The organism is Oceaniferula marina (assembly GCF_013391475.1).
Classification (GTDB): Bacteria; Verrucomicrobiota; Verrucomicrobiia; order Verrucomicrobiales; family Akkermansiaceae; genus Oceaniferula; species Oceaniferula marina.
Map to the genome: position 1 here is coordinate 263826 of NZ_JACBAZ010000002.1, position 24233 is coordinate 288058.

The 24233-nt window shown below is 51.9% G+C and carries 13 protein-coding genes; 8 read left to right on the forward strand and 5 right to left on the reverse strand.

Features of this window, described 5'->3' with window-relative positions; genetic code table 11:
- Positions 1 to 16: 16 nt before the first annotated feature.
- A complete protein-coding gene (locus HW115_RS05640) occupies positions 17 to 1618 on the reverse strand; it encodes a LamG-like jellyroll fold domain-containing protein (protein WP_178931623.1) in 1602 nt (533 codons plus the stop codon).
- Entirely contained in the window at positions 1615 to 2145 is a 531-nt protein-coding gene (locus tag HW115_RS05645) for a sigma-70 family RNA polymerase sigma factor (RefSeq protein WP_178931624.1), read from the reverse strand. The genes HW115_RS05640 and HW115_RS05645 overlap by 4 nt, the downstream gene beginning before the upstream one ends.
- A 775-nt stretch (positions 2146 to 2920) precedes the next feature.
- Here HW115_RS05645 and HW115_RS05650 point away from each other — a divergent pair.
- From HW115_RS05650 to HW115_RS05675, 6 genes are all read left to right on the forward strand, one after another.
- The gene (locus HW115_RS05650) at positions 2921 to 6391 is read left to right on the forward strand and encodes a PA14 domain-containing protein (protein ID WP_178931625.1); all 3471 of its coding nucleotides are present in this window, start codon (positions 2921 to 2923) and stop codon (positions 6389 to 6391) included.
- A gap of 55 nt (positions 6392 to 6446) precedes the next feature.
- Positions 6447 to 7382: a HEAT repeat domain-containing protein gene (locus tag HW115_RS05655; RefSeq protein ID WP_178931626.1), complete on the forward strand. Its 936-nt coding sequence runs from the start codon at positions 6447 to 6449 to the stop codon at positions 7380 to 7382.
- Between the two features lie 44 nt (positions 7383 to 7426).
- Positions 7427 to 13180 carry an RHS repeat domain-containing protein gene (locus HW115_RS05660; protein WP_178931627.1) on the forward strand — a complete coding sequence of 1918 codons (5754 nt, stop codon included), beginning with the start codon at positions 7427 to 7429 and terminating at the stop codon, positions 13178 to 13180.
- Positions 13161 to 13562, forward strand: a complete 402-nt coding sequence (locus HW115_RS05665; RefSeq protein WP_178931628.1) for a hypothetical protein — start codon at positions 13161 to 13163, stop codon at positions 13560 to 13562. The genes HW115_RS05660 and HW115_RS05665 overlap by 20 nt, the downstream gene beginning before the upstream one ends.
- Before the next feature lie 291 nt (positions 13563 to 13853).
- The gene (locus HW115_RS05670; protein ID WP_178931629.1) at positions 13854 to 14120 is read left to right on the forward strand and encodes a hypothetical protein; all 267 of its coding nucleotides are present in this window, start codon (positions 13854 to 13856) and stop codon (positions 14118 to 14120) included.
- A gap of 244 nt (positions 14121 to 14364) precedes the next feature.
- Positions 14365 to 16722, forward strand: a complete 2358-nt coding sequence (locus HW115_RS05675) for a X2-like carbohydrate binding domain-containing protein (protein WP_178931630.1) — start codon at positions 14365 to 14367, stop codon at positions 16720 to 16722.
- Between the two features lie 463 nt (positions 16723 to 17185).
- On the opposite strand, the gene HW115_RS05680 is transcribed toward HW115_RS05675, so the two are convergent.
- Positions 17186 to 18088: a hypothetical protein gene (locus HW115_RS05680; RefSeq protein WP_178931631.1), complete on the reverse strand. Its 903-nt coding sequence runs from the start codon at positions 18086 to 18088 to the stop codon at positions 17186 to 17188.
- A 50-nt stretch (positions 18089 to 18138) separates the two neighbouring features.
- On the reverse strand, positions 18139 to 19008 hold the full coding sequence (locus tag HW115_RS05685) for a hypothetical protein (RefSeq protein ID WP_178931632.1): 870 nt from the start codon (positions 19006 to 19008) through the stop codon (positions 18139 to 18141).
- Between the two features lie 857 nt (positions 19009 to 19865).
- Here HW115_RS05685 and HW115_RS05690 point away from each other — a divergent pair.
- Together HW115_RS05690 and HW115_RS05695 are read left to right on the forward strand one after the other, a co-directional pair.
- Complete coding sequence (locus HW115_RS05690) at positions 19866 to 22403, forward strand: beta-galactosidase (protein WP_227021302.1); 2538 nt, start codon at positions 19866 to 19868, stop codon at positions 22401 to 22403.
- A gap of 53 nt (positions 22404 to 22456) precedes the next feature.
- Positions 22457 to 23725 carry a DNA polymerase Y family protein gene (locus HW115_RS05695; protein ID WP_178931633.1) on the forward strand — a complete coding sequence of 423 codons (1269 nt, stop codon included), beginning with the start codon at positions 22457 to 22459 and terminating at the stop codon, positions 23723 to 23725.
- Between the two features lie 222 nt (positions 23726 to 23947).
- On the opposite strand, the gene HW115_RS05700 is transcribed toward HW115_RS05695, so the two are convergent.
- The gene (locus HW115_RS05700) at positions 23948 to 24157 is read right to left on the reverse strand and encodes a hypothetical protein (protein WP_178931634.1); all 210 of its coding nucleotides are present in this window, start codon (positions 24155 to 24157) and stop codon (positions 23948 to 23950) included.
- Between the last annotated feature and the right edge of the window lie 76 nt (positions 24158 to 24233).

The window sequence follows — 24233 nt, forward strand, 5'->3', positions numbered from 1 at the left end:
TATGTTTCTATTACTGTTATTTATGGTTCTCATTCATGAGAGGGGGGCGTTCAAAAAGTTCTGAGACTTCCTGTGCTGAGAGTTGGCCAAAAAAGACATAGACCTCATCGAGGTCGCCATGGAAGTAGGATGGCTTTTTGGGGTGGGGATGGAGGCTGCGTCCGAGGGTGAACGGGTGCGAATATCGGTTGTTGGTGCTGGTGTTGACCTTGCTTTGTCCGTTTTCCAACAGATCCAAAGGTTGATTGTGGACCCACTTACTGTTTTCCCGTTTGCCGTCGAGATAGACTTGAATATCGGGTTTGCCATCGGAGTCGTGTTTCCCTGAATAGGTTACACAGACTTGATGCCACTGGCCGTCGTTGACTGCTGTGGAGCCCTCGAGCCAGAGCCCTCCGAGGGTGCAGTTGATGATGCTTTTCTTAGGATCGCCGGATCGTTTTCTACCCAACTGGATGTTCCATTTGGTATTCTTGGTTTCCCGGCCTGGGAATCGGGTGCCCCATGCGACGACACCAGAATCATATTTTGGTGAGGCCTCATTTGGGATACGGAACCAGAAGGCGATGCTGCGGGGAGCGTCCCCATGGATACCGGGCCAGTTGCTGGTGACCGCTTCATTTTTTCCATTGAAGCGCAGGCCCTTACCCTGAGGGCCTGGAATAAAGCGTTGATCAACGGGTGTTGCTTCAGCCTGAATGAGCGTGGATTCGATTTCTCCGGCAATTGGATGGCTGCCCTCGCAAATCAGCTTGTCTCCGCTGTGTTGGTCGAAGGACCAGTGCAGATAGGGTAGGCTGGATGGAAGCCGGGAGAGGAAGGCTGCTGGCTTGGGCTCGAGAGGGACCAGACGCCCAATCGGGTCGATACGTCTGGCTTCACCAGTGTTGAGAATGGTGGACTCTTTACGAAGTCTTTGAGTGGTTACCTCCACCTTGCCTTTGATCACGTGGATTTCATCATGGTCGTCAGGGTTGGCAAGCACACCAAAGCGGGTGCCGAGGTCGACAATGCGCAGGTCACTGGTTTTGACTTCGAACCCAATGGCTTGTTTCGGCACGTGAAACCAGGCAGTCCCTTGGTGTAGGTGGATCTGGTCGTCGCTGTGCAAGGTGAGGTCGGCAGGGGCCAAGACGACGGATTTGACGCCCGACTTGAAGGTGAGTTCGGCCACTCCCTGGCTGATTTGCAGGCGGGAGCCAGGTTGCAGCATTTGTCCTTCGGGGGCGGTATCAGGTCCATCGTGAGTGATGGTGAAGAGGGTGCCGGGCGAGGTTTGAAAGGAGAGAGTCGGCGGGCTTGTGGGATCGACAAAAAACAGCCGCATGGCGATCAGGGAAAGGACGATCACGGCGGCGGCTGCCATCAAGGCGATGCGGCGTGTCCTGCGGCTTTGCAGTTGAATGACTTTATCGACGGGCACCACCGGGCTGTCACTCATAGAGATTGAGTGGCTGTGCTGGGTTTCGAGTGAGCTGGAGAGCCAGGCGTACTTCCGGTAGGAGGCAAGGGCCTCGGGATCCACGAGCAGGAGTTGTTCGAGTTCGGCAAAATCATCGGTGGAAATCTCACCGTCGATCGCTTGCTGGATCAGCCATTCGGTCCGGCGGGCACTCATGCGGGATCTCCTTCCACAAGTTGCCGATCGACACATTTTTTCAGGGCAGCCCGCACCCGGAACAGCGAGGCGCGCAGGGCACCGGCAGATTTCGATTGGTGCTGGGCAAGGTCTTCGAGGCTGCAGCCCTTGGTGTAGCGGTGGCGAATGAGCTCGCGTTCGGCTGCACGGAGCCGGTTCATGCAGTGTTCTAGTGCCCGCAGCTGTTGTTCATCGTCATGATCCTCCGTATCGGGTTCGGAGAGAGAATGCATTAATTCATCGCAGAAGACGAGGCGGCCGTCGCGCTTGGCCTTGTCCCGCTGCTGCATGACCTGGTAGCGTGCGATGGTAAATGCCCAAGCAAGGAACTTGGAGCCTTTCTCGAATTGTTCCCGTTTTTGCCAGAGCACGAGGTTGGTTTCCTGCAGGACATCGCCGACATCGGGGTTTCCTGGCATCAGCGACACAATAAACGCCCGCAACGCACCTTGGTGCTGCGTCATCAATTGGACGTATTGTTGTAAGGATTCCGAATTTTCGCTCATGGTCTACCTATACACCAAGAAGCGGAAGAAAACGTTACTCGATTTTTTGAATCTTTTTTCGATGCCTCGAAATTACCGGCAGCTCCGGATGCGCTGTATCGGTCCCCAGCCCTCGATTTGAGCACCTTTTGAGCACAGTTTGAGTGCCTCGTCACCCCAGCGAGGATGTGACTTTTCGTTTCTGTAGGCTGCTGGTGGTGCTCGGATCAGGTTCACCGTCAGCTGGAGCCTGGACAGTTCGACCAAGAATTTGGTGAGGGTTGGGTCAGGACCATGAGTCAAGCCGCCAATTGCCAACTCATGGGCACTGTTTGACCCTGCCTATGTTGTGATCATGGAATATGCCGACTGAGTATGCTCCAGGCTCGGCTGGTGAATAAGGAGAGGGGGGGATTTAGAATGTAGAATGCTGACCCGCTCTAGGTGGCTGCAGATACCTGATGACGAATTTTATTTTTTCAACCTGTATGATGGATTTATATGAAATGTTAGTATTCTGATAGATTAAATTTGACTAGACTTGTTAGTTTGCCTAGAACGCGATCAAGTTTCAGTTAGATTGTGCGCAGGCATGATGTGAATGGTTCCAGAAAATCTGGTTCTAAGGATCAACGGAAAACCCCGGATTGTTGTTATGGATCGTCTAGTTAAATTGAAGAGTGTGTCGATGAGTATGCTCGCTGCATCAGGTATGATGCTTCTCCCTGTTTTCTCACAGACCTCAGGTCATCTAAATTATGAACGGTGGGACGGTTTGCCGAAACATTGCTCGATATTGACACTACAGCAGGATGGCATCGCCGTGAGAGATGCGGATAGCTCCGGCTTGCTTGCCGGGGCAGCATGGGCGGCCAGGCAAGGTGATCATTACGGACTTCGTTTGCGAGGTTCATTAACGGCTCCAATCACAGGTGACTATACGCTTTTTGTTGCTGGCGACGACAATGCATCGCTCTACCTTTCTTCTGATCATTCGCGGTTTCATAAGCAGTTGATTGCTTGGTCACATCGATGGACTGCGCCCACCCAGTGGGATAAGTATTCGAGCCAAAGGAGTAAGACGATACGTTTGCAGGCGGGGGAAACCTACTACATTGAGGCCTTGATGAAGGAGCTCACCGGGGGGGATCACTTGTCCATTGGCTGGTCATATGAAGCTCCGCAGTCTTTGCAGGAGCTGGCAGTTGGAGGAACGGTGACTCAGACTTGGTCCGCGACCGACGGTGGCTATGCCTTGGAGGTTGAGGGGGGAGACATTTGGGGCACGTCGGATCGATTTGGTTTCAAGTATCGAACCTGGACGGGTGACGGGGAGTTTGTCGCCAGAGTAAAATCAATGAACAACCCCTATGGCTGGGCCAAGGTGGGCGTCATGCTCAGGGCATCGCTCGATGCCGATAGCGCACAGGCGTCGATGTTGCGATCAGGGTCGAACGGAATGGCTTTTCAACGTCGGGTGTCCGTTGGAGCGGGGTCGGCCCACACCGGATACGGTCAAACCTGGGAATGGGTGAAGCTCCGTCGTCAGGGAGATCAGATAAAAGGATACATATCCCAGGATGGAACGAACTGGGTGCAGGTGGGTAAGGATACATTGAGCGCTTTGCCGGATACCGTTTATGTGGGCATCGCAGCCACAGATAATGTGGGTGCCAATCCGGTGCTTGCAAACGTCGGCGCTTTGAGCTTTCAGCCACTAACGGCATCAGAGTTGATTCCCGCTTCCCATCTTCGTTCTTTGGTGGCAGATGCCAATGATTTGAACGACGATGGTTTACCAGACGACTGGGCCGAGCAGCATGGCATCACGGTGGCCTCCGGTGACAGCCCCCTGAACCAACTCGGCGAGTATGGTGATTTTGATCACGACGGAATCAGTAACTTCAGAGAGTATCAGCTCGATACAGATCCCACCCGGAAGGAAGCACTCATGGATGGGCTAAGCCGTGAGCGATGGGAAACGCTTAGCGGAACCAGAATTACGGATCTGACACATGGGGGGAGTCGGTTCCTGCTTCAGCCAGATGAACGCAAGCACGTTGCCCAGATTCATGAATTTGCTCACGGTGACCAGTATGCGAGCCGGTATCGAGGAACGGTGACAGCTCCAGTGAGTGGTGAATACACCTTTTGGATATCCGGTGATGACGAAGCGGAGTTGTGGCTGGCCGATGGCAGTGTGGAGCAAGAGGTCGAAGGTGTGGTTTCTCCCATGACGAATCGATACGGGAAACAAAAAATCGCCTGGATTCAGGATCAACGATTTGGTCAGGATTACACCTCGGACGAGGATTTTGACCGTTTTCCCAGCCAGCAGAGCCGCAGCGTTTCCTTGCAAGCCGGTCAGGCGTATTACATTGAGGTTCTACACAAGGAAAACCTCGGTGGTGATCACGTTGCCGTTGCCTGGCAGGTGCCGGGTCAGGGAAGGGAGCTGATACCATCGTCGGCCTTTTCCAGTGATGTTCCTGAGGATGATGATACGGATGACGACAATTTACCGGCAGCCTGGGAAATCCAGTATGGTCTCAACCCCGATGATAACGGCCTGACGGATGCCCGCGATGGTCAGTATGGCGATTGGGATGGTGACGGATTGACTAACTTTGAGGAATGCCAGCTTGGGACGGATCCCACGGTGGGGGATACCGATGGTGATGGCTTGAGTGATCGCGAGGAACGTGATTATTATGGCTCGGACCCACTTGTTTCTAACCAGATAAGCAGCACCCTGCACACCCGGGTGGAATTGGAACAATTTCAGGATACGAGTAATGCCTGGTCGCGGGATGATGAAGGGGCGTTGGTTTGTTCGGATTCCCGAGGCGTGATCGAATACCAGTTGATTGTCGCTCCTGGAGAAGAGGGCCTGTTTGAAGTAATGATTACCGGTGGGGCATCCGGTTCGGTTCGCAGCACTGAAACGCTGCCCCTCGACATACTGATCAACCAGGTATCGATTGGTAAGCTGGATTTGCTGAGTGAAAATGGTGGCTCATCCTCGGTGCAGTGTCTCACACCATGGCTGAAAGCCGGGAGCTATACCCTCGCCATTCACCATGTCAACTACCTCGCAGCTCTGCGTTTGAGGCTGGACGAGGTGACCGTTACCCGACTCGGCGGGATCGACTCGGACAGCAATGGCATTGCCGATTGGATGGATGCCAAGTTCCCACGTGAAAATCGTATCGTCCATTTGCCCCTGGAAAGTGCAACCTCACCACTCTGCGTTGAGGCGGCTACTTCCGCTCCAACGTTTGCTTCCTTGTCCCGCCTTGCTCTGGATACTCAGACGGGTCTGTTCGTCCAGCAGCCTCATGTCTGGCAGGAAGGAATCGACAATGGCTTGTTTGCTGATGTGCCTCTCCATGTGGATGGCCCCACAGAGATCCGTGTGGATTTTCAACATGGGGCAGTGAGTGAGTCCCGGCAGGTGACCTGGACGGCAACCAATATGTTGGAAGCAGATGGGATTACGATCCGCAAAGGGGACGCTCTTAAACTCACGGCATGGTCCGGTGATGCCGCTGAGGGAAGTTTCACCCTGAGTATGAACGGTCAACCGCTCGCAGATCAGAATGGTCATCTGAGCTATCAGTCAAACTCTCCGCTGGTGTTGTCCTTTGATACCGCCGGAACCGTCGAGTTTGAAGCCTCATGGCGGTCGGCTGATGGCAATATCAATCTAACCAGTCCTTTTACGGTGACTGTGCTTGAAGCTGACTTTGGCGGGGGGATTGATCTGATGGCATGGAACCAACGGCACTGGACGATTGCTGGCTTGGGGCCGGATGTGCTTGTGCAGGCGGATAGCAGGCTCGGCTGGTTGGAGACTTCCGCCCCTGGATCCTCTCCCCGTGAATTTGATGTGAATATCTACGACCCGGCGGACTATCATGTGCTTGCCCGATTGCCTGACGGCGGCGGCATCCTCGCGCGTGGAGAGGTGCGGGGAATGTATATCGCTTCTGTGGCTGAAACCGGAGATGCTTCGTTGAGTGCACAGTATGACGATGGGACTTGGTTGATGCGTATGAGTTATGTTGCTGAGAATTTACCGCCCAATGCGGTGATTCGTCTGCGATCCTACCATCAGGGCACGGTGTTTATGAACGGAGGCAACGTGCTCGATCTGACGGCTGAAGATTTCGATGAAAATGGGGTCGCCATCATTTTCATGGAGTGGGCCAATGGAACGAGTCAGCCGAAACTCTGCCACTATGTGGATGTGCTGCTTGTTGAGTAGGTGCTGTCTGCAGTCGTTTTGTTGTTAGTCCAAGCATTGATTGATACCGGTGAACTTGTCTCGTCCAGTTTCTGTTTTTCTCCTGACCTCCGCGATGCTGGGGGGAGGCCTCAGCCTGTTCTGGCATCGAACGAACAAGCAAGGTGGGGAATCTCAAATTCATGTAAATGAGCCGTTTGTTGATGCCTCTTCATCCGCACGAATAGAGGAGCCCAGGAAAAACCGCCTGCAGGTTTTAACTTCCGGTGTGAGTGGTGAGGCGCTCACTCGTGCTTTGGAGATTGCCGATACAATCGCCCGTGAGCATACAGCATTTTCAGATGCCGAGGCATCCCATCTGTTGGATTTTGTGAGCGGATCAAAACCGTCTGGTCTTACGCGCAGTGATTGGCAGCATCTGGTGAACTCTTTGTTCAACGCCTTGCGAACCCGTCCCGCAGCGCCAGCACGCGAACGCCTTTCACTGGTTTTTGCGAATATGGCTGAGAAGGATGCCGACCCGGTGATGCGTCTTTACGCTCTGCAGCATATTTCGTTCTGGCTGCCTCATGAGCAACACCCGGCTCGTAAACAACAGCTGGCCGACCTTCTGCTCCGCATGTCTCAGGCCGGTGACCAAGCGGGTTGCGCCACGATGGTGATGAGTGACCTCCAACGTGCAGGAAGCCTGCCACAGAACCAGGAAACGAATACGATGATCGATCAGGCAGCACTGCGCCTGGCCTCCGATCCAGACGCGGTAACCACCGCCCGGGTGTCGGCGATCCACACACTGGCCGACCGGGGGCAGACAGAATCCCTGCCGGAACTTCGGAGCATTGCCATGGCCCGCCACGAACACATCGTGTTACGCAAGGCTGCCATTTTTGCGATCGGCCGACTTGGAAACCTCTCCGACGACCGAGATCGTTTGAAGCGACTCGCTAGTGAACACCGCCGCTTGGCCCAAGCAGCAGAACCCGCAATCCAGTCTCTTGTTTCCCGCAAGTGACGTCAGACCATCACCACTATTTTTTCCACTATCCATTGATTATCATGTTCCAGAAATTGAAACCCGCCATCGTTGTTTTCCCTCTCGTGATTGCGGCTGCTTTGATGTTCGCCCTGACACAGCAAGGCTCGGCCGAATCCACAGAGGATATCCAAACCAACCCCACGGACTCGGTCCATAACCCGGGGCCTCAAAAGTGCTGTGCTTGTTTTGAGCCGGAACTTGAAATGGTTTATACCGGTACAACGCAGAACATCGATCCTCGCAGTGATTCAGAGAAATCGGCCAGCGAGTCCTGTATGGCCATGCCATACGCAAACGGTGGAAAATATAAGATCACCGTGAACGTGAAAAAGAAGTCGGGAGTCACAGGCTGCGATAGTGCGATGCCCAAAGTCTCGATCTACAAGGGAAAGGATAAAGATACGCCGATGGGGGCTCCCGTGTCAGGGCCATCAATAGGATGGTCGACCCAGCACGAGTTGAGCGGAGCCGAAGGCGATGTTTTTATCGTAAAAGTAGAGTGCGAAGGTGCTTCTCATTCGGATAGCTACAATTGCCCAAAGGCATGTATCAAAATTGGTTGTGGAGGATGTGGAGATGATAGCTGCAATACGGGAGTTTGTGGAAATACGGCAACCCCGGGCACTCCTAATGTGTCCGATACCATGGGGACATCCAATCATGGCGACAGCGCTGGCCTTGGGTTCACTTATGGTGCTGATCAAATAGCCAATGTGGGGGTTGCAGGACTCCGCTTCCGAGGACCCAACGACGGATCAGTAACGGTTACCCGTGATGCGCAGGGGAATCTGGCATCGGTCCGGACCGGTAATCTTGTGGCGACCATTGCAACGGTAGGCACAGCCGAGGACCCAATGGCATTTACCATTACAAAAAGCACCAACCTGGCGTCTCCTAACCAGGATGTCTTTCGCGTCACGAAGTTTGAAAATAAAACCATCGATGGTCAGTTAGTCTTTCATGTTTCGTCAACCTATAAAGGCGAGGTAACCAGTTTGTATTACGCCCAGCCAGTTACAGGAACCTGGGATCTGGTGACGGGTGTTTCGGGTGATTCTCCACAAGGCCTGCGGAAGCAACGCACGGTCATCAACGAAGTCGGCGATGTGCGCACCGAGCGCTTGACGACAAGTGATATTCCAACCGGCGATACCATCGGAGATGTTGAAACGACGTATACCACCTTCCCGTGGGGTGTGCGTAGGACCCGTCAGGTTGATTTCTCCGGTGCGGATGACTTGGTTTCTACCTGGGATTACTACGAGCCGGGAGAAGTGAGCGGACTCAACGGAGGAACCCATGGCTATGGCCGACTCCAGACATACAGCCGTTATGATGGATACGAGGAAACCCACCTCTACGATTTAAATACTCACACGATCTTCAAACCTTTTGCCGGAACGGATGGTGGCTTGGTCGAAACCCACGAGTATCATCCACAAAGCAAAACACAGACGATTAGTAAAAACGTCGGAGGCGTGCTGATCTCGAAAACCGAAACCGTGGATGAGTCCGAAACCTTGACCCGGACCCGGCGCTACACCCGCCCGGATGAGTTTCTCGAAACCGTCATCGAACGTTACCCCTACGGTCAGGATTTCGGAGGCCAGATGAAAAAAATCAGTCGCCCGGATGGCACCGTTACCATCTATGAATATGTTCGCGACACCGACAGCAAAACCACGACGACGTGGGAAGGTGTTGCCGAAGGAGATTCTATCAGTGAGGGAACCAAAACCCAACGCATCGTCAACCTCTCTGGGGAGTTGGTTTCATCGATCACCTGGGCCGTAGGCGGAAGCGGAGCCGGCTTGGTGCTGAATCATCAGGTGACCGAAACATATGACTTACACCGTCCGACCCGTATCGGCTATTTCCCCCAGGATGGTGGAGGCTATGCCTACTCCACATCCCGTCATTACGGTTGCTGTGGACTGGTGAACGAAACCGACCGCTATGGGATCACCACCCATTATGCGTATGATGCACTGCGCCGTGTGATCAAAACAAACCGACTGGGAGTAACGACAGAAACTCAGTACAAGGGACTCACCACCCACACCTTGCGCTTCCCTGAGGTTGGCTCGGTTGCTGAAGTTGGCAACCCGTCAACGTCCTTGCAGCATGAGGTTTCCCGCACGGTTCGCACCATGACCGGCCTGACCACGACCTGGACGGCTGACGCCGACAGCGATGGAGATATGGAAAAGACCACACGTCAGGTTCGCTATCAGGTAGCCCCTGAGAATATTCCTGCGAATTTGATGCCTGATACTCCTGAATACGACGCTTATATGAATCGGACGACCGGAGCTTCAGTTGTCACCACCACCTATCCAGACAATAGTGGCAGTATTACCCGCACTTGGTTGGACGGACGCACCCGTTCAACCACCAGCCAGGGTGGGGGGACAACGAGCTATACCTACGCAGCCCATTCGGAACATGGTGGTGGAATCAAAACCCGCACGACGCTTTCCGGTGGAAGCCAGTGGACGGATACCTATACCGACTTGGCAGGACGCAGGTTGAAAACGGAATACGCTGACGGCGCCCTGGCGAGCCATACCTACTATGGAAAATCGGCCACTCCGGCTGCCGCGATTGGTAAACTCGCCAGCAGCACCGACCCTGATGGCATCACGGTCAACTACACCTACAATAACAAAGGGGAGCGCATCGTGGCCCAAGCTATTGCCGGAAGTCAGACTCGGACATCCACTAGTGAATCATCCATTGTGAGTGACCCTGACCTCGGAACAGCCCACCAGTCGGTGACAATCGTCAATGGCAAGACCGTCAGTACGTCCTTGCGCTCGATCGATGGTATGTCGAGCAAGTCCATCACCCTTGGTGGCACCTCCACCTCGCAGCAAGTGCTTACTGGCTCAGGGGCATGGACGGTGACTTCCACTACCCCAGACGGGCAGAAATCCGTGCAAACTTACACGGGAGGGCGTCTCCAGCGCAGTGAATCATTCGACAACAGCCCAACACCTGTAAGCATTGCCTTCACAACCTACCATTACGATGCTCTTGGCCGGGCTTACAAAAGCACCGACTCCCGGACCGGGGATACGGAAGTAACGTCCTACACCGATACCGACGCCCCTCTGTCGGTTACTACAAACGGAGGCAATGACACAACATCTTATGCGTATGATTCCATGGGGCGCCGTATCGCCGTGACCCTGCCGGACAGCAGTGTCACTTCCACATCCTACACCGATGGCGGTCAGGTGCTCGCTACTTGGGGAAGCCAAACCTACGCCCGACTCTACCAGTATGACCTACAAGGAAGAATGGTCGAACTGCGAACGTATCAAAACCTGCCCGATGGAACCGAGCCAACGGTTGCCACGGCTGATTACGCCTCAACCGAGTGGGTCTATGATCCCCTGCGAGGCTGGCTTAGCGAGAAAAATTACGACGGGGAATCCAGCCCGGGCGACGGTGCTGCGCAGCAGGGTGGAGCGCAAGCGAATTCAACCGCCGACTACACATACACTGCCGCTGGCCGCCTGAAAACCCGCACTTGGGAGCGTGGTGTCACCACAACCTACACCTACGATGCGGGGATGCTCGCAAAAACCGATTACTCGGATAGCACACCCGACGTTGAGCAGGTCTATGATCATTTTGGACGTCAGAAGATCGTCACTCAGATCAAAACCATCGTGAAGAAAGATGATACGGGTATGCCCACGATAGGTGAGTATCCGATCTCCAAACACGTTTATGCCTATGATGACGCCACAATGGCGCTCGATACCGAAACGGTTTCCTACGATACCGATGATGACGGCATTCTGAACTTCACCCGCGTCATCGACCGCAAACAAGACACGTTCCTCCGCCCTATCGGATACGAACTTAAAAATGGAACCGGCACCGAAAGCTCCGTGACCTACGGTTTTGACTCAGCCAATCGTTTGTCACAAATCACAAACCATCAATCACAAATCTTCACCTACGGATACGTGGTCAACTCCTACGGGCTTGTCCACACGGTTACCGGTCCGGCGCATACTGTCACCAACACCTACGAGCCGAAGCGTAATGTCCTGACGAACAAAGAAAATGCCGTGCCATCTGTGTCTTCCGTGGTCAGTAACTTCGCCTATAACGTGAACAAGCTGGGTCAGCGCACGAACCTGACCACCAGCGGAACGGCATTCGGTACCGCGCCGGACTACACCTGGACATACAACGCCCGGGGAGAGTTGGTGGAAGCCATGGATGCCTCACAGGCTGACAACAACAGGGCCTACCTGTATGATGGCATAGGCAACCGAAAGGCAACAACTCACGGCTTACGTATTGACTTGCCAGAAGATTCTAACTACATTGCCAATGCTTTGAATCAGTATACCTCCATCGGCAGTGTTCTTCCTGCCTATGATTTGGATGGCAATGCCACCGCCTATCCGCTCCCCGCGGATACAAGCGCAAATGCCACCCTCGTCTGGGACGCTGAAAACCGCCTGACTGCAGTCACTCGACCCGATGCCGAGATCATTACCTTCAGTTACGATTACCTCTCCCGTCGCATCAGTAAGCAGGTCAATGCCCAGACGAAAACCCTCTACCTCTACGATGGCTGGAACCCGATCGCTGACTACACAAGTCAAAACTCACAGCCCAACATTCAAAACTCCTACACTTGGGGAATGGATCTCAGTGGCAGCATGCAAGGTGCGGGTGGAGTCGGAGGCCTGCTCGCCGTGCATCAAGGAGCATCGACCTACTACCCGACGCATGATGGTAATGGCAATGTTTCCGAATACCTTGATAGCACCGGCACCGTACAAGCCCACTACGAATACGATGCCTTTGGCAACACTCTGGAGACAAGCGGAGTCAAAGCCAACGACTTCGCCCACCGCTTCAGCACCAAGCCACTGGATACCGAGACCGGACTGTATTATTACGGATACCGGTATTATGATCCAGTGACGGGAAGGTGGCCCAGCAGGGATCCCCTTGGGGAACGTGGCGGTCTAAACGTTTATGGTTTCGTCAATAACGATGGAATTAATATTACTGATAGGTTAGGGCTTGAGGAAAGAGTTTCTGCGGAGTATAAGGGAGAAGCTTATTTTACAGCTTATTATAAACTTTATCAGCGCCAGCCGTTTAAACAGAAATTGATAGCCACGGGACACATCAACTCTGATCATTTAGCAACCTTACGAGGAAAATTATCTGGAACGTACATTGTGGATGATCTAGGCCAAGGTATTATTAAGAAAGGAGGAAGACGTTTTCAAGAAGTGTTTATTAATGCTCTAGGAACTGGCACAGTAAATTCTGAAGTATGGGCTGGTATATTTGATTCTCAGCACGCAGGGGTTGGTTATTCCATTTCGAAAGGCGATATTTACGCAATAAACAGTAGGTGTGACATGTGTGTAACCGGAACGATAACTTATTTAGTTAAGTTAACAGAGAGAAGTATGGCGTTAACTCCTGGAGGCGGAGGGAGCTTCTCCGAAAAGGGCGTAAGTTATTCGGTGGGGCTGTCACTCTCTTTATCAGAAGGGGGCTCGTTACTGGCACAGCGGACAAATGAGGTGAGTTTTAAAATATGCACCGATGGAACATCTGAAGTAACGGAGAATCATGGGCAATATGAGACCTATAATGATTTTAGTAGCACAACTCTTGCAAGAATTAGGGCTAGCAGTGCCGTCTTGGATCGACATATGGATGATTTGAATGGATTTGGTGCCACAGAGATAAAATTAGGTGGTTTTGAAATTACTTTTCAATAAAATGAGGCTATATAAATTTCTTTGTATTTTCTTGATCGTCTCTAGCTGTGAAAGAGCCAGCACAGATTATCGAGGAGAGGGTAGTACTATTGTCTTGGATGATGGAAGACGATTTACATATATGCCATGGAGAGATGGCAAGGTTACAACTCAGTTCATAATAAAAGCCGATAGCGTATTCTTCAATCTTAATGAGACCAGCATTACAGTTGAAGGTCAGCGTATTAGTGTAAATGAATATATTGGAAATAATGCCAAGGCAAAGTACGTAGTGATTAGTCGAAATTTGAAAGAGTCACATGATTTTCAAATTTTTGAGATAACAGAGGATCATTTTGAAGCTGAGTATCTTCCAATTATCCGCAAATTTTCAGATAAATGAACCCAGAGAGATAACAGGGAATGGTCTGTCCGAAAGGGGGTATGAACCGAGGACAGAAAAGGGGTCAACGAAAAGGGGTCAGGAAGAGATTTGTTGCATTACCTCAGAGATGTCATTCGGATAGGGATCGGTTTATGAAATATGCAGCCTGTTTTATATGCCTGTTCTGTATAACTGTAAGCTTCCCCGTCAAGCGGACAGTCCAAAGTGTAAATTTAAATGAGACAAAGGAAGGGGTCAGTCCGTGGATTGTGGATTGACTGATAAGGAAAGCCCTGGTTGATTGAACATGTGAAAGATTACTCGCTGTCTCTCGAGGAAGCTGAGGCTTCACTGAATGATTACTTACGAGAAAATAACAAAAAGTATGTTTACCACCCATGTCAGGTGATTGCAGCTTTTGACGGTGGGTATCTTTTTGTTCAAGGAGACTTTAAGCTGAATATTCAATTGCGAGGGTATTTTGTTGATGCCGAAGGTGTTGTTTTCATCGATACCGGGGATGCGATCAGTGTGGAGAAATACCACAAGAAAATCGGGAGGGAAGGGTGGCCTTGATGATGGGAACACGCGGTAGGAAAGACATCCTTTTTCTCTGATTTGACATCATTCGGTATGAGTTGGCAGTAGAAGTTGGCTGTAGAGCCTGATGTGGCACAAAGTGCGGGTGGGTATGCGGATTCGGCAGTGGCGAATCGCTTTGCTGGCGAGATGGGCATGCGGGGGCTCCGCTTGGGTTGACCTTGGGTCACTTTCCCGATAATTCCGGCCTTGAGGGGAAAATTAACGCCCTGATACGATTATGAACACGGGGAAAATCATGAAGAGTATGGTGCTCACGGCTGTTGTGGGTGCGGCTTGTCTTTCCAATTCAGCGATGGCCGACGGAAAAATCCGGGATAAACGCATCCGACCAGCAAGCGGGCTTGAAATCACATCCAGCAATCCCGAGTTGGATATCGCGCTCAAGAATTCGATCAATTACGTCTATGATTACCTGGTGGTCGGGCCGAAACAATACCCGACAACCGAAATTGAACCGCGGGTTCTTCAGTCGCCCAAGGCTGGAATTCCAGCTATTCCCGCGCTCTGGGGAAGTTACCATGGCACTCCTCACAAAAAGGCGCACGGATACCGGGAGCTCTTTTGTTTGCGCGATGTGCTGCACCAGGCGGAGGGGGCGGCACTTTTGAGCTTGAATGAAGAGAATATCAGCATGCTTCATCGTTTTGCTTATGATGCATTGCAGCCGAAGCGGGTATCGGTGAATGTGCGCGGCTTTGATCCGCTTGACCCATGGGCCAGCGCGCAAAAAAAGACCTTTTGGCAGGAATATTGGACCCTCTGGTCGTATGATTTTTACGGTAAGCCGCACTACATGGGGGCTGGCTTTCAGGAGCTTCCGGCACCTCTTGAGTGTCTGGAAAAAATCTACACCATGTATGAATACACCGGTGACGAGCGTTGGTTGTCGGATGAGTTCATGGCATTTGGAAAACAAATCCATGAGAAGTTCATCCCACGTTATGATTTCGACGGAAATGGGAACGTGGACAACCGGGGATCCGGGATTCTGCCAACGCTCTGGGAGTTCGAAGGTGCCAGCCACCTTGGCCCTGAGGAACTGAACTTTAAACTCAACGAGGATGGTGTGACGGGCAGCCTGACGATCAGCAAAGCTTACTTCAAACGTATTGGTGTTCAGGATCTCGCTCTGCAGGTTCGTTTTAAAAATGGTGGAGAAGACTACCTGACGGTGCGTGTGAATAATCTCGTTAGATCTGACGGATCCAAGCCTATCCTGAGCCGCGATTACGTGTTCACTGAAAACACCGAAGAGGCCCGGGACATTCCGGTGACATTTACGGTGCCTGCCGGCGTGACACTTCAATCAGTCAAGGACGGTGCGGCGGCACTGGTTGCTGGAACGGATTACTTGGTGGAGGGCAATACCGTGACTCTGAAGGGGGCTTACATTTCCAAACAACAAAAGACGAAGTCGAGGCGTTATAAGATGTCGTTTGGCTTTCACTTTTCGAATGGGCAGTCACCGCGGGTGGTGGTCGAATCGAACGACCGTGGCCATGCCAAAGACATATTGGCCCAAAAGGAGGTTACGTTGGATTGGGCGAATCTTGAAGATATTCATCTGAAGTTCAATTTGGCAGAAACCTCCGAGCAGCGCCGTGAGATCTATCGGATTCAAAACAACATGAACCGGGTGGCAGAAGCCGGGGACACCCTGGGGGTTCAGTACCAGGCGACACTTTCATACGAAGGCATGCTGCGGGCGAAGGCCAAGCTTGTTGGAGCAGAGCAAAAAGCCGCTCTTCTTGAAGAAGCCGATGTTTACCAAAAGAAGGCTGCGACGCTTCTGAAGAATTTCCGGGAGCAATGGTATAACCCAAGGACAAAAACCTATGCTCGTGCGTACGACGCCTATGGCAACGCGATTTATGGTTGGGGGCATGAAAATAGCTTTTTTATGCCGATGAAAGAACTTCTTGAGCCGGGTGAGAAAGCCAATGCTTACCTGCAGTTTATCCATGACCATTCGGAAGATCTGAACGAGGAAGCAAAAACCTATCTTCCCGAGGCGTTTTACAATTACGGGCAAGTGGAAAAAGGCTGGTATTGGATGCAAGCGGGCTTGGACCGTTTCACATCTAACCGCTCTCATGAGCAACAGATCCGGACTTACCCTGAAATCGCCTTCACCAATGTTTCCAACACAATCACGTACATGATGGGATACGATCCCAAGTTGAATGAAAACACGATCGAAACACTCTCCATGTTGCCAAAATCGATTGGCTTCGTGGAGGTGAAGAACATCCCGCTTGGCCAGAGTATCATGAGCACGGAGGACTATCAGCGTGACATTGAGAAAATGGTGAACCTCAGGCACGACGGTCAGTATCAATCCAGCTTCACGAATAGCGAAAAGTCGAAGGGGGCCATCACTTGGAGAGCCGAGTTTCTCGGCAAGTATGCATCACTCAAGGTGAATGGAGTCGACAAAAAAGCCACTGTGACCAGCGAAAATGGTGTGGAGTATTCCTACGTCAAGGTGGATGTTGCTCCCGGCCAGACTGTTGTTGTGACCACCGGGCAAGTGACCGAAAAATCAGCTGACGACTGGCCGAAGAAAAGGCGATAGGCTTTGTTTGTCTGGCGGATCATTTGCAAGGGGCGAGATTTTTTTTGTCTCAATCTCTGAGTTTGCTTGTTACTTATTGTGTAGTTGGTGGCTCTTTCTTACAATTTATACTGGCAACATACTGAGTAGATTCTTACTCTACGAATCTAGTGATGAAGATTTTGAGTAGGGCAGTTGTCGTTTTGTTCCTCGTGTGTAGCGTTGCCTATGCTGAAGGTAAAAATGAACTTTGGAAGGAACTGAAGGAGATTGCTTCCGCAATACAACACTTGTATGTGCTTATCTTTTGTAAAAGAACGTGTAAAGGAGTCAGGAAGAGATTTGTTGCCTACGTGTAAAGTGATAGTATTCACCTGACACGAACCGCTAGCATTGTTACCTGTCATAGGGGTGCAGCCATCAAAAAAGCCCCGCCAATTGGCGGGGCTTAGGCATTACTTGGTTCTAAACCACAGACCGATTGTTAACGGTTCGGCCTCTCTGGCTTAGCAGGTTTCTCGGGGCGCTCGGGCTTCTGTGGACGCTCGGGCTTTTGGGGACGCTCTGGTTTTTGAGGGCGTTCTGGCTTGGTTGGGCGCATTGGCTTCTCAGGCTTTGCAACCTTTTCTGGTCGTGCTCCCCTCTCGGGACGTTTGCTTTTTTCGGGACGCGTGATTTTTTCGGGACGTCCCGCACTGGCTAAATGCTCAGACTTCATCCCAACCTTTTCCTTGGGCAGACGAGCAGATTTATCCCGCAGACTTTTATTGTGACCAGACATTAACTCGCCCACCTTAACCCCGAGCAACTCCTTACTAATATCACCCCAGCCCGAACCTGCAGCTCGCATTTCAAGAATGCCATCAGCCAATGCTGGATCAAGCCCAAACAGCGCACCGGAAATGTTATCCATTGTGCCGTCCAGGCCTTTATCGGATAGCATCCGTTCCGCCATCAGCATACTCAGTTTGACATTTCCCACCCCCTGCGCACCTACCGTATTAGTCACCACGATATTCTCCACCACAGTCTGTTGTTCAATAGTGGTTTCAGGAATAGGGTTGCCATCCGCATCAAGTAATTGGACACCCTCGGCGTCGACTTTATAAACGGGGTTGCCATCAGAATCTAACACTGGAACTTCCACCTCGATTTGAGTTTCCACATCGTAGTTAAGATCCTGTCCCAAGCGCAGAGCTTCGACTAAAGGCAGTGCGTTTTCACCTGCAAAGTCCTCAAAACCTGAGGCCACTTTCTGTAAAACATGCTTTTCACCTAACGATTCTCCTGCGGCAGGATCTATGTTTTCAGTTTGCCCCATTGCTGTACCGTAACTGATTAGTCCGGTAAGCAGCATCCATCTATACTTTTTATATTTACAGTTCATTATATTCTTATGTTTATGGTTCCTGGGGAGAAATCTTCAGTCGCCAGCCCCTAAAAGGTAAAGCGAAGTTGTGCACCTCCACCAATATCAGGACTACCATTGGTAAATCCGGTGTAGCCGTAGCCGGTCACAAGAAAGCTGTCCGAAAAACGATATCCAAGATAAGCAAACAGCTCCAGTGCATCGTCGGACTGCGAACTACTGGCTTCCTGAAAGTCGAGAGTTGCACCAAAGTTAATCTCCTTATTGTAACGATAATCAGCTCCTACCGATAGATAGAATACGTTATCAATTTCATAGTCGTCCGGATCTCCCTTGATTTTATATGCAAGCGTAGCCATTGGGCTGAACTTCCCCAGGGATTTGAAGTAATCCACTTGCAAGGTGTAGTCCATTTCACCTGTACCAAGTCCTCTATCTTCATCGGCAGTTGGAAACTTCACTTTTCCTATCAGGTCCAAATACCCCCACTCTGTGGGAAAACTCTGTAGACTGTAACTAAGGGATGCCCATATATCCCCAAGCCCCGATTCTGTATTGACTTCGTCTTCTCCCCCTCCGATAACCACACCTCCATCACCTGCACCAATCACCGAACCCGGCCCCTTGATTTGAATCCATGGAACCGAAAGTTTGGCTACCCATTGATCGTGATGATAACTCAAGTTAAATGGAACATACATGATGTCTGTGTCCACAGAGTCACCATAATCTCCGGTGCTGTAATCAAAGCCGGTTCCCACCCGCCATTTACCATCGCCTTCTGGATAAAAGCGCTTCAATACAGGTGAGATAACCTCGACCGCACGGTCAAAGCCATTCATTTCCTCCTCGTTCATAGGCGCCGATTCTTTTCCACTTCCGGGAAGCATCATCAGCGTCCACGTCATTCCTGCCAGTATGGTGTTCGTACCTGTCATACTGGCTGAACTAACGATCCCAAGACCCTACGTCAACGTCTCTTTTTGCAAAAAAGAAAATATTTCCCGGTCTTATAAGTTAGATTCTAACCATCCTAGAATAATTGATTCTTTTCAAAAAACAGGCCTGATAAAACTTACAAAAAAACAAACAAGGAGAGGGGATTATGGATAACAATCTGAAACAAAGATCCGTTGCACCGACGATCGGCCGACACATCATGTAAAACGAATTTAAATTTTCACAGAAGGTAAAGCGAATCGCTTATCCATGACCCTCATAACATCACCATCTTACATAAATCACGCCCGGGGATGTGCAGGAGGAGGAAATTTTGAAAGGGCGTCACTTGAATGATTTCATCCATCTACTTTGAGCCTGGCAACAACAACCACAAGGAACGAGTCAAAAGAAAAAGGTCTGTCCCTCTATCAACGGTCTCAAGGAGGACGTTGCGTCCGGCCAGACTGTTGTTGTGACCACCGGGCAAGTGACCGAAAAATCAGCTGACGACTGGCCGAAGAAAAGGCGATAGGCTTTGTTTGCCTGGCGGATCATTTGCAAGGGGCGAGATTTTTTGTCTCAATCTCTGAGTTTGCTTGTTACTTATTGTGTAGTTGGTGGCTCTTTCTTACAATTTATACTGGCAACATACTGAGTAGATTCTTACTCTACGAATCTAGTGATGAAGATTTTGAGTAGGGCAGTTGTCGTTTTGTTCCTCGTGTGTAGCGTTGCCTATGCCTGACTCCTGTGAAAGGCTTCAGGGCTGTCTGCAGTAGATGTCAATACCGTGGAGCTTGTCGTTTGATGATTCGGGCGTAGCTTTCATTGGAAAACACACACATACAGAGACATGAGCACACAGAAATGGACGGCTTGGAGGAAACCCGTTGGCCTGATCTTGGCAATGGTTCAGATCGGGGGAGCAATGCTTGCGACAGCAGATGAGGCAAACAACACGCCGGAGCGGCCGGCGAAGCAGTTTAGTCACCCGGAGCGAATTCGCTACGACGGCGATTGTTTTCAGATCGAGGGCAAGGATACTTTTGTTTACAGTGCGGCTTTTCACTACTACCGCACGCCCAAGGAGCTTTGGCGCGAGCGCCTCGATAAGATCAAGCAGGCCGGGTTCAACACGATCGAGACCTATGTCCCGTGGAATTGGCACGAGCGGGAGCTGCCGAAGGGGCTGGATGATTATTCCCAGGTGGATGTCCGTGAGCTCGAGGCCTTTCTCAAGCTGGTTCACGAGGAGTATGAGATGTATTCAATCGTGCGCCCCGGACCGTTTATCTGTGCCGAATGGGCTGGTGGCGGCTACCCGCGTTGGCTGGCCAAATTTATCCCGGACATGAGCAAGGAGGGGATGCCAAAACTTTGGCTGCGCAGTGATGATCAGGCACACATCGATTGGTCGGTTCACTGGTATCGTGCAGTTTGCCCTTTGTTTGCAAAGCATCAACTGAGTCGGAAGAAGCCGGGTGAAAAAGGAATCATTCTGGTGCAGATTGAAAATGAATACAACCACCACGGGACGCCGGGTAAGGAGAAGGTGATGCGCGCCTTGTTCCAGGCTGTGGTCGATTCCGGTGTGGATGTGCCGATTTTTACTTGTCTGACCAATGAATGCCGCGGCAGCTCCGATCCGGTGTTGTCTCAGGTGTTCGACAGCGATAACTATTACATTGGCCACAGCAAGGCCGGGGACTGCGCCTATCGTATGGCCAGTTTGAAGAAGGCGCAGCCGGACGCACCCGGACTGGTGTGCGAACTGCAAGGGGGGTGGTTTTCGACTGTCGGCGGTGGCTTGAGCGAAGATCACTACTCGGATGCCAAGCATTATCAGGCGATCAATATCATGTCGATGCTCGGTGGGGCGACGTGTCTGAACCCCTACATGTTTGTCGGAGGCACCCACTTTGCCGGTTGGGGGGCACGTGGCCAGACGACCTCTTATGATTACAATGCGGCGATCCGTGAGTCGGGTGCCGTGGGGGACAAATATCTTGCCGCTAAAGCGCTTGGCGGATTTATCCGAGAGCACGAAGCTCGACTGGTCAGAGCCCACGGTGGTCCTTGCGAGATTGAATCGGCACCGAAGTCATTGACCGGAGGCGTGCGTGTGGCACCTGACGGGACTCGTTTTGTGTTTGTGCACAATGCTGATAGCAAGCAGAGCGTGAAGGGCACCTTTACGCTGAAGCCCGGAGCCGGAACCCGCCCACGTGGCCCGGTCTACAACATTGACCAGCACGGCAACAAGGTGCTGATCGAGGTGGACAAGGAGTCCGCACAGGCAACCGACATCGCATCGTTTGCGGTGGAGTTGTCGCTTGCGCCGATGGATTCGAAAATCCTGGTGATTGAGCCTGGGAAAAAAGCCGGGCAGGGAAGCTGGTATCCCAAGACACAGAAGGACATCGCGCGCCCTCAATCGCTACCGAAGTCGGTCCGAATCGCAACAGCCCTGAAACAGGAAGATCCGTCGTCCGGAGAATGGAAACCGTTTGTGGACGGAACCTCGCTGTCGGAGATGATGGTCAGCGACCACCGGTACGTGCGTTACAAGAGTCAGGTGACATTAAGCGCTGATGAAGTGAAGGCGTTGAGCCAACTTAATATTCGTTCGTTCAGTCGCGATATGATCAATGCCCGGGTGAATGGGAAAGTGGCCAAACGCCTGAGCCCGGACACCAAGGTGGCGGATATTGCAGGTCGGCATTTGAAGACCTCATTCGAACGGATTGGGGCCAAGGAATACGACAACCAGTTTAGCGTGGAGGGCCTGCTTCAGGCGGGAGAAAATACGATTGAGCTGGTGTATGAAAATATAGGTCACGAGCATGGTTATGTGCCGATGGAGCAGCTTTCCGGGGTGGATCACGCCGGCTTGTCGGCATCGTCTGATGACATTCAAAATCCGCTTTCTTTGCAGGTTTCCCTGGATCTGGGTGGCGTGCAGGCCGGTTGGACGGCTCCCGGTTTTGTTGCCAAAGGAAACGGTTGGCAGAAGGTGGCATTGGATACCGAAATGGAAATCCCACGGAAGGGGCGGGAGCTGCAGCCGAAGGATCAAACTCAGGATGGATTGCTGACATGGTACCGCCTGGAGTTCGAGTTGCCGGCGGAGGATCCCAAGGTCTGGGTGCCCTGGCTGCTGAGAATCAATGCCTCGGGCAATGGCTACATGTGGATCAACGGCCACAATATCGGTCGCCACTACCAGCACGGGCAGCAGCGCGATTACTTTTTACCCGGCTGCTGGCTGAAGTTCGGTCAGGGGCAGAAAAATGTGATGATGCTCGGTCTGCGCCAGACCTCACACGGTGCCCAGCTCAAGGCGGCTGAAATATGCCCCTACCCCGATGCGGCGGAAGTGATTGAAGATTGAAGATTGAACTTGCGTGGTCTGGGGTTAGCGATTAGCTGTTCATTAGAACAGTTATGAGTGAGCTACCCTTGACCGCCTTGTTTGTGGATTTTGATGCGTATTTTGCCTCTGCGGAGCAGCACATGCGGCCGGAATTGCGTGGGCAGGCGGTTGGTGTTGTGCCGGTAATGGCGGAGAGCTCATGCTGTATCGCGGCGAGTTATGAGGCGAAGGCTCAGGGAGTGAAGACGGGGACCCGGGTCAGTGATGCGCGGCGGATGTGTCCGGGGATTCGGATCGTGCAGGCACAACCGGCGCGTTATGTGGAGCTTCACCATCGACTTGTGGCGGCGGTGGAAACCTGCATTCATGTGGAGGCCGTGTTATCGATCGACGAGATGTGGTGTTGGTTGCCTTATAATTGGCGGGAACACGAGACGGTGTTGCGGGTGGGTCGAGAAATCAAAGAGGCGGTGTGCCGGGATGTCAGTCCATGGATTCGGGCCTCGGTAGGGGTAGCACCCAATCGTTGGCTCGCAAAAATGGCATCAAAGATGCGGAAGCCGGATGGTTTGCTGGTGATTGAAGAGAGAGACCTGCCGGAAATTTTATATGACCTTTCCCTGAGGGATTTGCATGGAGTGGGGCAGGCGATGGAACTGCGCCTGCATGCACATGGGATCCATGATGTACGGACGTTGTGTGGGCTCGATCGTCAACGCTTGCATACGGCCTGGGGGAGTGTGGAGGGAGACCGTTTGTGGCTTCAGCTTCGGGGGCAGGAAGTTCCGGATGATCCGTTGATTGGTCAGGTGCAGCGCAGTATTGGCCATAGCCATGTGTTGCCTCCCGACAAGCGGGGCCCCGACGGAGCTCTGGCGGTGTTGCACAAATTGACCCAGAAGGCGGCTCAGCGTTTGAGGCATCATGGTCGGCTTGCGGCCAAACTCGGTATTTCCCTGCGGTATGTACGTGGAGGGAAATGGGGGCGGGAGATGGGTTTTGAGCCTTGTGATGATTCCCTGGTTTTTGCCAAAGTTCTGGCTCACCTATGGAAGATGCGACCGGCGCACGAAGCGAAATTGTTGAAGGTGTCGGTGGTGTTGGACCGCTTGACCCATCAGGGTAATTATACGCCTTCTTTGTTTGGTATGGGGGATGGCGGAGGAGGGACCGTGGGGGAAGATGTTGAGTGCCGCAGTGATCTGAATGCCTCGATGGATGTTTTGGTAAGAAAATTCGGGAGACAGGCGATTTACCTTGGCGGAGCGCATGCTGCTATTGATGCGGCACCGATGCGGATTTCGTTCAGCCACGTGCCGGATCTGGATGTGGAGCAGTGAAGATGGAAGATGGAAGATGGAAGATGGAAGATGGAAGATGGAAGATGGAAGATGGAAGATGGAAGATGGAAGATGGAAGATGGAAGATGGAAGATGGAAGATGGAAGATGGAATTTAAATGTTAGGTTTTGAAGGCGGCAGGGACAGAGCTCCGAGCTGTCCGGCTGAGAGAGAGTGTTTGGGTAAGAGACGATCAATATGCTTAAACGGGTGCCATTTGGGTTAGACCCCATGAAGTAGGATCAACGCAAGAGGTGTGGGAATGCCACTTTTTGGATTGAAGCTCCCGGCTTCTCCATAGCCTTGATCATCAGCCAGAATGTAGACGATATTCGGGGCTTTTACATTTTCTTCTGCGGTGGCCGCATTGCAGGCGATCATCAATGCCGCAATACAGAATGTCGAAGCCGTTATTCGTCTCCTTAGAATCATGGCTGTATGAACGCATTTAATCGATCTTATCTTTCAATGCGTTTGGTGGTATGGCGAGGGATAGCCATGTTTTCTT

Bases quoted from the DNA above. Each gene is read 5' to 3' on its own strand.
- HW115_RS05690 (WP_227021302.1), top strand. From the start codon at position 19,866: ATGAGCACACAGAAATGGACGGCTTGGAGGAAACCCGTTGGCCTGATC.
- HW115_RS05680 (WP_178931631.1), bottom strand. From the start codon at position 18,088: ATGAACTGTAAATATAAAAAGTATAGATGGATGCTGCTTACCGGACTA.
- HW115_RS05675 (WP_178931630.1), top strand. From the start codon at position 14,365: ATGAACACGGGGAAAATCATGAAGAGTATGGTGCTCACGGCTGTTGTG.
- HW115_RS05685 (WP_178931632.1), bottom strand. From the start codon at position 19,008: ATGACAGGTACGAACACCATACTGGCAGGAATGACGTGGACGCTGATG.
- HW115_RS05695 (WP_178931633.1), top strand. From the start codon at position 22,457: ATGAGTGAGCTACCCTTGACCGCCTTGTTTGTGGATTTTGATGCGTAT.
- HW115_RS05700 (WP_178931634.1), bottom strand. From the start codon at position 24,157: ATGATTCTAAGGAGACGAATAACGGCTTCGACATTCTGTATTGCGGCA.
- HW115_RS05660 (WP_178931627.1), top strand. From the start codon at position 7,427: ATGTTCCAGAAATTGAAACCCGCCATCGTTGTTTTCCCTCTCGTGATT.
- HW115_RS05645 (WP_178931624.1), bottom strand. From the start codon at position 2,145: ATGAGCGAAAATTCGGAATCCTTACAACAATACGTCCAATTGATGACG.
- HW115_RS05640 (WP_178931623.1), bottom strand. From the start codon at position 1,618: ATGAGTGCCCGCCGGACCGAATGGCTGATCCAGCAAGCGATCGACGGT.